Below are 16,078 nucleotides of genomic sequence, written 5' to 3'. Positions count from 1 at the left end.
TTCATATAGGTAGTTAAAGGGAAACGCAAAAACGTCTCCCTTTACTTGTTCAATCATTATTTTCCAGAAAAGAATTCAGCAATTTTTTCTACTACATATTTTTGCTGTTCTTCTTTTAGCTCAGGGAACATTGGTAAAGAAAGAGCCTCATTGGCTGCTTTTTCAGCTTTAGGATAATCCCCATTTTTATACCCTAAGCTTTCAAATACCGGTTGTATATGTAGTGGAAGTGGATAGTAAATCATAGTTTCCACACCATTTTCTTTTAAGTAAGCTTGAAGCTCATCTCGACGCTCAGTTAGAATTGTGTACTGATGGAATACATGATGGAAACCTTCTACCTTAACAGGAGTTTTAACATAGTTTCCAACTTTTTCATTCAATAGCTGAGTATAAAAATCCGCATGAGTTCTGCGTAGTTTACTCCAATCTTCTAAATGAGGGAACTTAACGTTCAATACAGCAGCTTGAAGTTCATCAAGTCGGCTGTTGTAACCTAATACACTATGATAGTATTTTGGCTTACTACCGTGTACACGGATTACACGGCACTTTTCAGCGATATCTTCATTATTAGTAACGATCATACCACCGTCACCATATGCCCCAAGGTTTTTCGTTGGGAAGAAACTGTAAGTTGCAGCATCCCCTAACTCTCCAACAGTAAAATCTCCTTGTCGAGCTCCTATTGCTTGTGCGGCATCCTCAATAACAATTAAATTATGCTTGTCCGCTATTTTACGAATACTTACCATATCAGCCATTTGGCCGTATAAATGGACCGGTATAATCGCCTTTGTTTTATCTGTGATATGCTTTTCTATTTCAGCTGGATCTATATTGAAAGAAACAGGGTCAATATCTGCATAAACAGGTGTTGCACCAGCTCTAACGATTGCTCCACCAGTAGCAAAAAAAGTAAATGGAGTTGTAATTACTTCATCTCCAGGTCCTACTCCTGCTGCTTGTAGTGCAATGTGGATTGCATCACTACCATTACCGCAACCAATACCATGCGCCACATGGCTATACTCAGCAATATCTGCTTCTAGTTTTTTTACATTGCTTCCTAGAATAAAGACCGAATTACTCATAACTCCATCTAATGCTTCTAAAACTTCTGTTTTCAGCGATGCATATTGCTCCGATAAATCTAACATTGGTACTTTCATTTTGTTTACACCAACCCTGTATGAATTATTTAATATGTGAAAAGCGTAAACCACTCATAAGTGGCCAAATGAACTTCTAAAGAGTTTTCTAGTGGTTAATTACGCTTATACCCAACAACTTTTTGAAAAACAGAAATAATTGGTCGATATTCCTCATTCACAAGTCCAATTTTCTCTGCAATTATTTCAAATGCAATTAAGATAAATAAAATAATGAAAATCGCCCAGCGTAACGTTAGTGTTTCAAAAGTAATGGCTGATATACTAAATATCAAACCAAAACCATATATTACCAACACGGTATCTCTGTGCGAAAGTCCAAGAGCTAATAATCTATGGTGTAAATGTGATTTATCTGCCATTGAAATAGGCTTCCTGTTAACCAATCGCCGTATTATCGCGAACGAAGTATCAAAAATTGGTACTCCTAAAATCATAATTGGAACTACAAAACTAAAGAGTGTAACACTTTTGTATAGTCCTAAAAGAGACAAAATAGCAATAGCGTACCCTAAAAACATTGAACCCGTATCCCCCATGAAAATTTTCGCAGGGTGGAAATTATGAAATAGAAACCCTAATGTACTTCCAAGTAATATTAAAGAAAGTGTAAGGATTAACATTTTATCTGCAGAAAATGCTAAAAATGCGATACTTGCAAATACAATGGATGAGATTCCAGCTGATAGTCCATCTAATCCATCGATTAAATTTATAGCATTAGTAATTGCTAAAATCCAAAAAAGAGTTACTACATATGAGAAGATACCAAGATCAAATACTCCTAAGAAAGGGATATTTAAAACCTCAATAGTTAGTCCACTACCCATTACTGCACAAGCTGCTAAAATTTGACCTAATAATTTTACTTTGGCGGAGATTTCATGTCTATCATCGATAATACCTAAGACAATAATAATTATAGCCCCAACCATAATTCCAGTAATCTTTGCTTCATACAATCCCGCAACGAAATAACCAACTGTTACTGCTATAAAAATCGCAAGTCCGCCTAAACGAGGCATCACTTTTTGATGTACTTTTCTTTCAGAAGGTTTATCCACAGCCCCTATTTTATGAGCAAGCTTGATTACTAACGGGGTAACTGCGATTGCCGTGGCCATAGATATGATAAAAGCAAGAAGTAATTTTATATCCAAAAATATCATCCTTGTTTTTTTATTTTCATTTATCGCTAGGTTCTACAAAATAGACGAACTAACGACATGAAAGTTTCTTCAATAAATGATTATACTATAAAAATAGCTTTGTAACCAAATTTAATATAAAGAAAGAAAAGACTGACTTTTCGCTTTAGTATGAGCAAAAATCAGTCCTTTCTATTCCAGTAAAAAGTTTTACTTGTTCTCTAGTACTTTATTACGAGAATTCTGGCCAATTAACCTGATAAGTGTCGCCTTCTATCTTTTCAATCGTTCGATACTTAAGTGGAAGCAGTCCTTCCATTTCAGGTTCTTCTAGCAATATCTCTAATGGCAATAGTTTAAAGCTATCATCTTCTTCCATAATCATATAAGCCCCAGCTACTTTCCCATTTTCTTTCAGGTTTATTCTCATAAAGGCAGGAAAGTATAAGTTGTTGCTTGATTGAATAATAGAAGAAACAAGTACTATTCCATTTCCATCTTCTACAATATTTTCTTGTTCTATTTTTTCAAAAACCTTAGCCGCCCAAGCCTGTCTCTTATAGAAACCTATTACTTTCTGGGCACTTTCTTCAGTTTTGTTTTCATTACTTTTTTCTTCCGAAGTCATGTACTTCCCTCCAAGTTAGCAAAAATCGATACTTATTAAATTATCATACCTTAAATTGCTACGCAACAACTACTACTATTTACTCATTTTAATCCTTGTAAATAGCTTGAATGTCATCAATGATAATCTCACCATTTGCTTTCTTAGCATTTTCTGTTTGCATATAACGAACAGGAAGGTCCATTTTTAACGGATAAGAAAGTCCAGCGGGTACCTCAGCAGTAACAAATCTCCAATCAGTCCAAGTTACGTTTTTATCAAAGTCCAATTGTACCGTTTTACCTGTAGCATCTATTACTTGGGACCTTAACCAGTTCCCTTTACCATCTCCTTTAACCCACATACCAACTTTCTTTAAAGGAGTACTAATTGTTAAATTAGTTTTAGCATTAATATATGCACCGGAAGTTCCCGTAGTATTATTAAAATCATAAGTTAGTTTTATAGCTTTCGAGCCATCACGATCATTGGTTACAGATGAGATAGTAACATTATTAGCTCGGTCGTTAGTAGCTTCATAGTTAAATATCCCTTTGTTAAATGATTCTAGAATAGTTGGTGGAACGTCACCTATTATAATAGGAATACTTAACGATTTAGAACCATATTTAACAGTTATAGTACCAATACCATCTTTATTTGGTGCAGTATATTTACCGTTTGCTTGGACTTTACCTACCGAACTAGTCCAAGTAAACGCGCTTGCATCTGTTAATACCGCTTGTCCATTTTTCATACCGCTTACTGACAGCTGTACAGTTTGTCCTTTAGCTACTTGCAGAGAGCTTTCTGAAGCTTTTATACTATCAAGCGTGTTTGTTACTCTTAATTGTATATTAGTAGTTTTTCCTTCATAATTGACTATCCCTGCATAGGTACCAGGTTTTGCATTTACGACCTGCTTCCCATTTGAGTTAGTTAAAATAGAGGATGTTACTTTTCCTGATCCAGAAATTGCTACGGGATTCATAAATTGGTCTATCCCTTTAACAGGTACTGATAAATTAGTATAAGAAGCACCTTGGAACACTTCTACCACATCAGATGCAGGAGCAATTGTTGCGACTGGACCCGTTTTATATGTGCTAACAAATAGAAGAGAATTAGCTACAGAACGTTCGTAGCCATCCGAGGGTTTGTTGGCAACAGTTACTTTATTGTTTCCAAGCTCTCTTACTACTATTGTGGAAGAGCCCCCGCCGTCAAAAGTCATCGCGTAGTTAGCTCCCAGATCTTTCATTAGCTTTGCAGTATTTTGTAATGTAAGTCCTTTACTTCCAGTTGTACGCCCGTCTACTACAGCTGTAAATAGACTTCCGTCTTTTCTGACTCCGACCGCTGTTCTAGGTGCAACTCCCGCAACTTTAATAGTTTGAAGTGCCCCATTTTTAACTAAGTGATATCTTCCACTTACTGATTCTCTAACATCATTCCATTCAGCTGGAGTAAACTTAGTAGCAATTTGAATTTGGTCACCAACAGTTATACCTTGTAAGAAATCACCTGCAAAATGATGTCCAGACAAAATAATCTCATTTGGATTTAAAGCAGCATTTCCAGCGCCGCTTATTATCTCTGTAACTGTACCTACTAGCGTCTCTCCGCCATTGAGCTTCCCTGAGTCAATTTTGACACGAACTTCAGTACCTAACTCATTCGTATTAGTAGTTGGAGCAAAATCTCTTGTATATACTACTAAATGGTTGGCTAACCTTTTTCTATTAACAGAGTTAATTGGATAAGATTTTCCGTTTACAGAAAGGTTCATCGCTACTTGAGGAGCACCAATAATTGCCTTTCCGTTCGATGTAATACCTAGTACTGCTAGATCACTTAATGCTGTTTGTGGTGTCGATACAATTGTTCCATCAATCATCATTAAATCAACAGGCTGGCCTTGCTTATCAAAATAATCTCCATTGACACCTGCTACTACGTGATAAGAATCATTTTGAGGAACACTATTTGCTTGAGAAGAAGTAGTCTCAAACCCGATTATTTGATCTTTAGCAAGCTCTGTCTTCATTTGGATATTGGATGTTTTACCATCATAATCAATGACAAATAACTTTTGAGGACCTACAGCCCCCTCAATATCTATAAGCTTCTTCCTTACTCCAGGAGCTATTTGCGTAATTGCCTGAGCTGCTACCTTTCCAATAGATAGGTTAGGAATAGCTTCCTTGGGAAACAGATTTGATGAAGGATTTCCTACTGAAGGAGTTCCTCCCTGAGCGTTTTCCAATTCTTTTAGCTTTGCTTTAGACGGTGTTTTGTACTCCACATATCCCGCCATTTTTGTTATATACATTCCTCCACCTAGACCGTACTGGCCACCGTATAAATTATCATATCGGTAAACACGATATTGTTCCCCTGGCTTTAGAATTTTCTCAAACACTAGACCATTTGAAGTACGTTTCCATAGGTTGATCGGTTTTACTACTTTAATTTTTCCCACTTGACCTGGAACCATTAAAATACCGTCCCAATATACTTTCGTTGCTTGCGCTTCTACTTGACTTGGTTGGAATAGTGAACTCGTGACAACTGCAAAAACGACAAAAAGGTATAGCAATTTTCGTTTCATTTTAATTTAATTCTCCTTTAATTCTCAGCTTTTTCAGCTTGTTTTCCTCTATTCTTCTCAATCGTATATCTCCAAAGGTTGCTTCCATCGTAGTAATAAAGGTTACCGTTTAAGTCCTGTTCAAGCCCATAAACTCCTTTATCCTTCAACCATTCAACCTGTAAAGTATCTTTAGTAACGCGGAATAGCTTACCTTCCACACTTCCGTAAATGTAGCCATCGACACCTTCTAAGATTTGTGCATTACGGAAACGACCGGATATAAGAGGTAATAATTCAACTGTTTTTACATCTGTCCATTCATCTGTATAATTAAATAGCTTTCCATCTGCCATACCCCAAATTTTATTCTCTTTATCTACTATTAAACTTGTAATCATACTTGCACTAAATGGAAGATGAATGTATTTTTTATCTTCAGGGTTGTATCTATTAAAGTAGAATAGTCTTGCTCCACGAGGATTTATTTGTTGGTTCGCATGAATAGAAGTTCCTCCAAATACTTGTGTACCCCGGCTTACCAATGAAACGATGCTTTGGTTATAAATGTAGTTTTCAAATATCTCCGTTTTATTCGTAGCGGTATCATAGAACACTAATGCCCCACCACCGACGCTTGTATCAGGAAGCGTGCCTAATATTATTTCTTTACCACCGTTGTATGGTGTAACAGCTGTTGAACGTTCTTGTCCATATTCACTCATTCTAATGACTTCTGTTGGATTCCCATTTCCCCATGGATTAGAGCGATCGTATACTAGCAGTCTAGCAAGTGGATACGCACCAATATAGAGCTTGTTGTTAATGTCATACATGGATTCAATTTGACTCACATTTCGGTAAAGTTCTTTATTTCCAGTTTGAACATCATAAACCCCTAGACCTCCGGACATATATCCATTTGCAAAAATCTTTTTCCCATCGGAACTGGATGCTAATGTATATAATTCCACTGGTTGCTCTGGCAAATCAAAAGATTGATGTTTAATTTCACCTGTTTGCGGATTATATTCAAAGATTTGACCTAAGTTATCGACCATCCCTGATAAAATCCATTCTTTCGTTTCCTCTTCAATAGGTGCTTCAATGTTATCTTCTTCAGTCGGATTCCCAATAACCGGAGGTAATGTAGTAGGGATATTAGAATCCACGGTAATTTTACCTGAATTGTTTTTAATTGATGGGTCTGTTACCTTTGGATTTTCAGGTAAGCTATTTTCCTTGGCTTCAACATTTTCATCTTTTGCAGGTTTTGGGCTTGTTATAATGAAATCTAAATTAATCGCTTCAGTTCCCTTAGGTAAAAACAGGCCAAGTTCTGTATGCTCTTTAGTATCAAAATCATACTTTACCAACTGTTGACCTTTTGTATAATACATACCTTCTCCGTTAGGAGATATTGTAGAGACAGTCTTTGAATTCAATTCAAATTCATCAACTATCTTAAGTGTTTTTCTATCAAAAATTACTGCCATATTGGATGGATGCAATCTTGCTATAACATAATCCTCTGTTAGAACTAAATCTTGAGCATACTTCTCTGACATGTATTTAACAGGAAGAAAGCTTGTAAAATTTTTTGTATTTGGCTTTTTAATAAGTAAGTCCATAGGAGAGCCAATAGAAACATACACTTCATCATTTTCTTCATCTGCTACAATAGCTTTTACAAATTCTTTGCGTTTACGAATTTGTCCGAACTCTTCAATCTCTTTTGTTTCCGTATCGAAAGCTACCAATGATCCTCCGTATGCAGAGCCTGCATATACTTTTTTACCAGATACAATTAAATCCTGAATAGAAGTGTCGCTTTTGTTTGAAAAAATAGCTCCATGTTTTTCAAATACTTCCTCATTAGGATCATAGCTATAAAGCACACTAGAAACAGATCCACCAATCCAAAGCTTACCGTTTTCATCCACATCTAATCCCCATGCACTTTTTGAATCTTCTAACGTAAACGTATGTAAGATTTCCTTTGACTTATAGTCAACAACAACTAGAGCCGCTGGAGAGCCATGCATGATGTAATAAATAAAATAGTCGCCCTCACTATTTGGTGCGATTTTGGCAGATACAGCAGAAGATTTAAAAATCATAGGCCCTAAATTTTCATAGCCTTCTTCAATAACTTCTTCCACAGGTTTTTCTTCAATGATATCGTCCAACCATTCTTCTGAGTTATCTACCTCAACAGTTTCCTCTATTGGCTCTTCTCTTACTAAACTTTCTATCTCTTTAACTTGTTCAGCACTTGTCTCTTTTACAATATTTTCAGCATAGACATTACTCATTGGCGAAGCTAACATAACAGCAATCATCGTCAAACTAATTTTTTTCAACATTCTAACCCCTTTCATAACTATTCTAACTTTAACATGATTTGGTAACTTTTAAAATATAATCATGTAACTAAAATGTAATGTTAGCAATATATATAGCAAATGCTACCACTAATGTTTCATGATATAATAATACTGGAAATAAAAGATAGGAGATTAGACATATATGCTAGAATCTATTAAGAAAATGATTTCAGGAGAAATTATAGAGTTAAAACAGCTGAATAAGATTGTAAATAAAATAAATTCCTTAGAGGAAACTTTTGCTCAAAAAAGTGATACAGAACTTAAAGCATATACTGATAAATTCCGAGAGCAATTAAATAATGGAATATCTCCTGAGGAACTAATTATTGAAGCCTTTGCTGTAGTGCGTGAAGCTTCTAAGAGAGTATTAGGAATGAGACACTATGAGTCTCAGTTAATGGGAGGCGCTGTCTTAACTCAGTCGCAAATTGCACAAATGCAAACAGGTGAAGGTAAGACTTTAGTAGCCACTCTACCTGCTTATGTAATGGCTGCTTATGGTAAAGGTACTCATATTATTACTGCCAACGAATATTTGGCTACACGGGACTATGAGCAAATGAAACCACTCTTTGAATTTCTAGGTCTTACAGTAGGGTTAAATGTAGCAGGCTTAGAAAGTGATGAAAAACAAGCTGCTTATAATAGCGATATCACTTACGGAACAGGAACAGAATTTGGTTTTGATTATTTAAGAGATCATATGATTCAAAGTAAAGACCAGCTAGTTCAACGACCACTTTTCTATGCATTAATAGATGAGGTAGATAGCATCTTAATCGATGAGGCAAGAACTCCGTTGATTATTGCCGGCAAATCAAATGCAAGTTTAAACCTTTTTCCAATAATGCATATGGTGATCGACACTTTCGAGGATAAAAAGGAATATGATTATTATCCAGAAACAAAACAAATTGTCCTATTAGATAAAGGGGCAGATAAACTAGAAGCAGCATTTGGAATAAAAAATGTCTATGATAGTGAACATCGTGAGTTCATGCACATCGCTATGCAATCACTTCGAGCAAAAGTGATAATGCGCAAAGACGTAGATTATATTGTAAAGGATGACAAAATTCAGATTGTTGATCCGTACACAGGTCGCATAATGGAGGGCAGAACTTATAGTGATGGTTTACATCAAGCTATAGAAGCTAAAGAGAAGGTTTCCATTAAAGAAGAAAACAACACCCAAGCATCTATTACTATTCAACATTATTTTAGACTATATCAACATGTTTCTGGAATGACAGGTAGTGCTGTTCCTTCGAAAGAGGAGTTTTGGGAAACTTATAGCTTAAGAGTAACGGAAATTCCTACAAATAAGCCTAACAAAAGAATTGACATGGATACTCTAGTGTATTTAACGCATGAAGATAAAACCAAGAGAATTGTGGAAGAAACAAAAAAACTTCACGAGACTGGTAGACCAGTTTTGATTGGTACAACTTCAATCGAACAATCAGAATTGCTCTCTTTACGTCTGAAAGAAGCTGGTCTTGAACACAACATTTTAAATGCTAAAACTGAAGAAGATGAAGCCGCTATCATTTCAAATGCTGGTCAGATGCATAAAATCATGCTCGCTACAAACATGGCTGGTCGAGGAACTGATATTCTACTTGGTGATGGAGTTGCAGAACTTGGGGGCTTACACATTATCGGAACCGAGCTACACAGCAGTGCTCGTATAGATATGCAACTGAGGGGGCGTAGTGGTCGCCAAGGAGATCCTGGTAGTACGCAATTTATTGTATCTTTAGAGGATGAGCTATTTTATTATTATGACGAAGAAGAGTTTGCTAGGTATAAAAACAAAGTAAAAACAGACGAAACGGGCCTTATTGTTTCACCAAATCCAACAAAATTTGTTTATAATGTTCAAAAGGTTATTGAAGGCATTCATTTTTCAAGCCGCTCCCACCTTTTAAAACTAGATGAAATAAATAATGACCAGCAAAAAGTTATTTATAGCTATCGGGAAAGAGCACTTCATGTTGAGAACATGAAGCATTTAATTGAAAAAGCACTTCAAGAACGTTACTTTGGCTTTGTACAAGAGATTCCTGAATTAAACTCAGAAGAGTCCACTTCGTCAATCCTTAATGAAATTATGGATGAAGTAAGAATAATGACAATGCTGACTACAAAAGATGATAGTAAATTTACAGTGTTAGACCCTGAAAACAAAGAACAACTAACAAAAGCATTGGAGTCAGTATACAATCAATCTTTTGAAACACTCGAAAGTATAGATTCAAAAGACGAAAGTTGGAATGATATTCAAGCCATTTATATTGAAACCTTGGATCGTTACTGGATTACCCATTTAGATAACTTACATCATTTAAGAGAAGGAATTTCCATCAGAGGATATGCGCAAGAAGATCCTTATCGATTATATTCATTTGATGCTTTGGATCTTTTCAATAAAATGATTAACTCCTTCTTCCGTGATGTCATTCGTTATTACCTACAAGTACAAGTAACAAAGGATATGGAATAAAAAACAGTCTAGAGGATTTCCTCTAGACTGTTTTTTTATAGTGTTTGTGGAACCATTTCAATTTTCCATGAACTAAAATCAGGATTCTCTTTTTGGAAAACTTCTTTTGAAAAGGAAAGGCTAATTGGTCTTGCCTGTTTAGATGCGATTTGAAATTCCCCAATTGGGAAACCAAGCTTACAAACTATAGCTCCTGTAGCATCAAACAATTGTATAGGCAGATTTTCTATAGTTAATGATTGAGAAAAAGCATTTCGTATAATGATAAATATATTAACAGCTTGTTCAGATTCTTCGAAATGGAACCCTACTATAGAAATCTCATTTACTTTAATAGGCTCTAGACTTGATACTAAATTTTTAACATATCCTTGTTGATCTACTGTAAGGCCGTTAGACCAGTTTTCATCTAAATATAATTCAAAGTCACTTATAACTTTTTCATAATATTCAAATGCCATTTCAAAGTCCATCTCGTTTTCAATTTCATCAAGCGGCACTAATAGATCAGCCTCTTCAAATAAGAACTTCCATGGTCTCGCAGTACATGGTTCTAATTCTCCGAATAAAGCCATATCAAATTGCTTTTTAGCAAGCTCTTTACCATCCTTATTTTTTACTAGTAGGACGACTTGTTCTAACAATAACTTTTTAGGAAGGGAGTGTCTTAAAATTGCTGTAACGACTATACTTGATTCTACTTTATATAGCTTTACTCCATGTACATGTAATTGGTTAGCTTCTAAATCCTCTAATTGTTGATGAAAAAATTGGAAAATATACTTATCCTGTGTTGAAATGTCCCAGTCATTTGAGAAATTAATTTCTGTTTTATATTTTTGGGGTGAATTTGACATCATTTAAAACTCCTCTATTTAATAAAAATATGTATCTATTATAACATAGAAAGAAGATAAACCATATTTTGCATATTCTATTATAGGAGTTCGAATGTTCCATTAGTTATGAAGTTATAACTATCAAATATTTCATTCAAATCTCGATACCAAGTCATGCATGTTTTCTGCCTCATCTTGAAGTTGAAGAGCTGAATTCATAATAGAAGCAATTGCATTACTTTGTTCTTCTATAGAAGCATTCATCTGCTCAGTGGCAGCTGCAGATTCCTCTGCAACTGCAGCAATATTAGAAATTGCTCCGACAACTACTTCTCTATTAGAGTACATTTTATTCATTAAATCGTTTAAATAAATAAGCCCTTCCTTTATTCGTTGGATTGAATTAGATAGTTCGAGGTAGGCCTGTTTTGTATATCCTACTGAAATAATTTGTTCATTTGAGATAAATTGGGTTTCTCTCATTTTTTCTTCTGCCGAATGTGTATCCTGTTCAATTTGTTTTAAGAGACTGCCTACACTGTTCGTAGCAACTTGGGTACCTTCTGAAAGCTTTCTAACTTCCTCTGCCACCACCGCGAAACCCTTGCCATGCTCTCCTGCCCTAGCAGCCTCTATACTAGCATTTAAAGCAAGTAGATTAGTTTGAGCAGAAATATCATTTATCGTTTGAACAATTTGCCCTATTTCTCCCATCCGACTAGTAAGCTGAGTAAAGTTCGACTGAAGCACATCCATAACGATTTGAAATCTATCGGTATTGTTAGTCAAAATATTTATGTTAGATACGGCATTCTCTTGCACGTTCGTCATTTGGCTAACACCATCTATAATCTCTTTATATTGCTCAAGCGTTTTTTCTATCACAGCAGAAAGGTCATTTACTTTGCCAGAAGCAACTTCCGCATCTTCCGCTTGTATAACTGCCCCCTTAGAGATTTCTGTGATGACATGAGAAATTTCACTAGTTGCTGCAGTTGTTTCTTCCGTCACCGCACTAAGTGCTTCAGAGGAATCTCTCATATGCTCTAATGATATTTTTGTTTGACTTACCATTTCCTCTAGACTCTTTTTCATGTTATTTACATTTATAGCTAGCTGACCTAGCTCGTCCTTTGTTTCTATAGGAATAACGTTTCCGCTAAGCTTTCCGCCCGCTATATCCGAGGTTGTAACCATAATCTTCTTTATATAAGAGGTCATTTTTCCCGCAAAGAACCAGAAGAGCCCAATTCCCAATAAAAGAGATATAATAATAGTGACAATGGTAGTAAGTAAAATGGTGTTTGCACCTTTATTAAATTCCATTTCATACGTGCCAGCAACAACCACCCAACCCCAGTTAGGTTCTAATATGCTGTATGTAATTTTAGGCTCCACTTGCTCTTGGTCACTAGGGAGTGGCCATTTATAAGAAACGAACCCCCCACCATTTTTTGCTTTTTCTATTACATCTCTTATAAAATACTTACCATCTTCGGATTGATTATTATATAAATTTTCTCCTTCCATGCTAGGGTGCACCAATAATGTACCTTTCTCGTCCATTACATAATAATAGAAGTTGTCCCCAAAGGTTGCCGGATTAGTGATCGATCGTTTGTCGTCTTCATTTAAAGGGCCTATGATTTTATCGGCCGCTCGGCCCTGTGCCTCTTCTAAAGTTAAATTACCTTTTTCTACCTCTTTGCTTAACTCATCAATTAAATCCAAAATTGCGTAGGTACCATTTTGAATTCCTAATTTGCCTAATTCATCTAATTCGTTTTTTGCCAATAAATAATTGTTTAGACCTACCATTAGTAAAGGTATTGATATCACGATTGAAGCTAGGACTAAAAGTTTACTTCTCACAGACCCCTTCATATAATTACACCCCTTTCACGAATAATTATACCTATATTCAATCGAACACCCTGTGATAATTATCACAAAATTACATTAAACAACTATTTTTTAATCATTTTATGAATCGGTGCTGATGGAGAATGCAGAAGAATCTAAATCAAATATTCAATAAAAATCTATCTATATATTGAAATATTCAATTTACTAGCTCAAGCATAAAAAATACTTTTCTAACAGGACATATATTACTACTACTTACTTCAATAAATTCATACAAATACATAAGAATATGTTATTTAAGGAGACTTTTTATGTCTAAAAAGAATATCATCCTGTTAGTTCTATTATTTTTCTTTTGTATTTTTATAGGTTTATTTTTTTATGCCCAAAATGTATATAGTGACGTTACGACCACTCTTCAAGAAATACATGAGCCAGAGCTAAGAAAAGTTTCTGTATTAAGAAAAGATGAGATTGTGTTACAGAAGAAAATCCCTTTTTCCTTATTAATCTTAGGCGTGGATAAAAGAGAAGGAGATAAAGGACGTTCTGATACAATTCTCTTCCTAACAGTGAACCCTACTAGCGAATCCATTAAAATGGTTAGCATTCCTCGCGATACTTATACAGAGATCATCGGAAAAGAAATTCAAGACAAAATCAATCATGCCTATGCATTCGGGGGCATAGAAATGTCTGTAAATACAGTTGAAAATCTACTAAATGTTCCAATTGACTATGTGATTCAAATAGATATGGAAGGATTTAAGGACATTGTGGATTTTATAGGTGGCGTGACAGTTAACAATGACAGGAGCTTCCAGGTGAATGATACTATCTTCAAAGAAGGAGAAATTAGCTTACACGGAGATCAGGCTTTAGATTATGTACAAATGCGTAAGGATGATCCACGGGGAGATTTTGGAAGGCAATTACGTCAAAAACAAGTAATTCAATCCCTACTAAAAAAGGGAGCCAACTTTAACATACTCTTAAAGCATAATGAGCTCCTCCATATTATCGAAGAAAATATACAAACCAATATGACCTTCGAGCAGATGCTAAATATACAAAAGGAATATAAAAAAAGCATAAATACGATTGAATCTTTATCCTTTGAGGACGGTGTCGGAGAGTTAAAGAATGGTATTTGGTATTATATGATGAACGAGGATGAATTAAATGATATTTCCAGGGAAATGAACGAGCATTTAAAAATGTAGTGAAAGCTCTGTAGAAGCGCAAATATTATCTTTTACAAACCAGCTATAAATATCATTTTTTAGAACTGTCATAAAATACGGTAACTCTATACTCGTAAATTATGACAGTTTAGTTAAATAATCCATTGAAAATGTATTATACCACCAATTTTCAACTGAGAAACCTTCCACAAATCCTCCTCAGCTATCTTTCCTATTGTTGCGTATCCGCCAACTGTCTGTGCATCTGCCATTAAAATAACAGGCTGACCATTATTAGAGACTTGGATAGTACCAAACTGTGTAGCCTCGGATAAGATGTCTCCATTTGAAACAAATTCCAGCTCTGGGCCCTCTATGTAGTACCCCATTCGATCACCAGCTTTATAAATGTATGCCGAGTCCAAAAAAGTCTCGATACTTTTTGGTTTAAACAAAGACAAATGGGGGCTTTTCCATACATTTACAGTAACTTCTTTTTCATAATTAGGAATAAAAGATGGTATTAAACCAGTTTGCACTTTACTATAAGGGATATCTGGGACAAACAAGATCATTCCTGGCTTCAACAAACCCCCTATGTCAGCTCGTGGATATGCAGATTTACTGTTCATGACTGTGTCAGCACAAAACCCTCCTACTGGTATTATATATGCAATACTTCCACCCCTTGGTCCTTTAAAAGTTAAGACTTGTCCCTTAAAGACACTAAAAGACTTCCATAAAGTTATGGGCTTTCCATCTAAAGCAGCTTCGAGGTCTGCTCCACAGATGACTATTTTATGAGTATCTAATACTTCTAGAGAAATTCCTCCTAAAAATATTTCTAAAGTAAGGGAATTTGGAGAATTATTCATTATTTTATTACCTATTTGAAAAGCAAACTTGTCCATCGCCCCCGCCACTGGCATACCAAATTTTCGATACCCTGTTCTTCCTAAATCTTGATAGGAGGCGTATACCCCCTCTTTTATTACTTTAAATAGTGCTTTCACTTACTCAACTCCACAGGTGCAACCTTTACGTTATTTTCCTCTAGCACCATTCTCACTTTCTTAACTATAGACGAGACATTTTTTCCATCACCATGAAAGCACAAAGTATCGGCATGAATACTTATTATATTACCTGTCTTGGTCCTTACTTCATTTCCTTTTACAATTCGTAATGCTTGATTGACAACATCCTCCACAGTAGCTAACACAGCATTTGGTTCAGTTCGACTAACGAGATAACCTTCTTCATCATAAAGTCGATCAGCAAAAGCCTCTTGGGCAGTTTGAAGTCCAAGATCTTTCCCAGCGACTATTATTTCACTGTTACTTAAGCCAAATAGAATCGCATTCGGTTCTATATCATAGACTGCTCGAGCTACCGCTCTAGCAATAGAACTATTTATAGCTGCCATATTATATAGTGCTCCATGAGGTTTTATATGAGCAAGCTGTACATTATGAATCTGACAAAAAGCCTTTAACGCCCCTATTTGATAAATGATCATTTCATAAATTTCATTTGGAGACATATTCATATTTCTACGTCCAAATCCTTGTTTATCAGGAAAACCAGGATGAGCACCAATAGATAAATTATTTTTCTTTGCCCCTTGAACTGTACTGTTCATTACCGTGAAATCTCCAGCATGAAATCCGCAAGCAATATTTGCAGATGTAATGACTTTAAATAATTCTTCATCCTCTCCTACCTTAAAGCTACCAAAGCTTTCTCCAACATCAGCATTTATGTCAATCCTCATGG

Annotated in this window: 11 protein-coding genes; 2 read left to right on the top strand and 9 right to left on the bottom strand. The window is 35.5% G+C overall.

The features are described from left to right. Positions 1-56: 56 nt before the first annotated feature. The 5 genes from MHB55_RS05175 to MHB55_RS05155 all read right to left on the bottom strand — a co-directional run bounded on the left by MHB55_RS05175 (position 57) and on the right by MHB55_RS05155 (position 7,880). On the bottom strand, positions 57-1,172 hold the full coding sequence (locus MHB55_RS05175) for a DegT/DnrJ/EryC1/StrS family aminotransferase (protein ID WP_144537515.1): 1,116 nt from the start codon (positions 1,170-1,172) through the stop codon (positions 57-59). Between the two features lie 95 nt (positions 1,173-1,267). Continuing rightward, a complete protein-coding gene (locus MHB55_RS05170) occupies positions 1,268-2,332 on the bottom strand; it encodes a glycosyltransferase family 4 protein (protein WP_144537513.1) in 1,065 nt (354 codons plus the stop codon). Positions 2,333-2,552: 220 nt separating this feature from the next. Beyond that, on the bottom strand, positions 2,553-2,948 hold the full coding sequence (locus tag MHB55_RS05165; protein ID WP_340862752.1) for a hypothetical protein: 396 nt from the start codon (positions 2,946-2,948) through the stop codon (positions 2,553-2,555). Positions 2,949-3,036: 88 nt separating this feature from the next. Further along, positions 3,037-5,538 carry a phosphodiester glycosidase family protein gene (locus MHB55_RS05160; RefSeq protein ID WP_340862751.1) on the bottom strand — a complete coding sequence of 834 codons (2,502 nt, stop codon included), beginning with the start codon at positions 5,536-5,538 and terminating at the stop codon, positions 3,037-3,039. Positions 5,539-5,555: 17 nt separating this feature from the next. Then, entirely contained in the window at positions 5,556-7,880 is a 2,325-nt protein-coding gene (locus MHB55_RS05155; protein ID WP_340862750.1) for a hypothetical protein, read from the bottom strand. 166 nt (positions 7,881-8,046) lie between these two features. Here MHB55_RS05155 and secA point away from each other — a divergent pair, with 166 nt between their 5' ends. Continuing rightward, positions 8,047-10,413: a preprotein translocase subunit SecA gene (gene secA, locus MHB55_RS05150; protein ID WP_154311317.1), complete on the top strand. Its 2,367-nt coding sequence runs from the start codon at positions 8,047-8,049 to the stop codon at positions 10,411-10,413. A gap of 35 nt (positions 10,414-10,448) precedes the next feature. On the opposite strand, the gene MHB55_RS05145 is transcribed toward secA, so the two are convergent. Next, positions 10,449-11,270: an SLAP domain-containing protein gene (locus MHB55_RS05145; protein WP_186318110.1), complete on the bottom strand. Its 822-nt coding sequence runs from the start codon at positions 11,268-11,270 to the stop codon at positions 10,449-10,451. Positions 11,271-11,402: 132 nt separating this feature from the next. Then, positions 11,403-13,136: a methyl-accepting chemotaxis protein gene (locus MHB55_RS05140; RefSeq protein ID WP_340862749.1), complete on the bottom strand. Its 1,734-nt coding sequence runs from the start codon at positions 13,134-13,136 to the stop codon at positions 11,403-11,405. Between the two features lie 293 nt (positions 13,137-13,429). Between MHB55_RS05140 and MHB55_RS05135 the strand changes: the two genes are divergently transcribed. Then, positions 13,430-14,341, top strand: coding sequence for an LCP family glycopolymer transferase (locus tag MHB55_RS05135; protein ID WP_154311320.1), 912 nt, complete (start codon positions 13,430-13,432; stop codon positions 14,339-14,341). Between the two features lie 113 nt (positions 14,342-14,454). Here MHB55_RS05135 and MHB55_RS05130 read toward each other — a convergent pair whose 3' ends face one another. Further along, complete coding sequence (locus tag MHB55_RS05130) at positions 14,455-15,315, bottom strand: 5-oxoprolinase subunit C family protein (RefSeq protein WP_340862748.1); 861 nt, start codon at positions 15,313-15,315, stop codon at positions 14,455-14,457. Beyond that, positions 15,312-16,076 carry a LamB/YcsF family protein gene (locus MHB55_RS05125; RefSeq protein ID WP_144537496.1) on the bottom strand — a complete coding sequence of 255 codons (765 nt, stop codon included), beginning with the start codon at positions 16,074-16,076 and terminating at the stop codon, positions 15,312-15,314. Before MHB55_RS05125 ends, MHB55_RS05130 begins: the two co-directional genes overlap by 4 nt. Positions 16,077-16,078: the final 2 nt, after the last annotated feature.

This window comes from Psychrobacillus sp. FSL K6-1267 (genome assembly GCF_038003265.1).
GTDB lineage: Bacteria > Bacillota > Bacilli > Bacillales_A > Planococcaceae > Psychrobacillus > Psychrobacillus faecigallinarum.
This window is presented reverse-complemented; position numbering and strand designations above follow the sequence as displayed.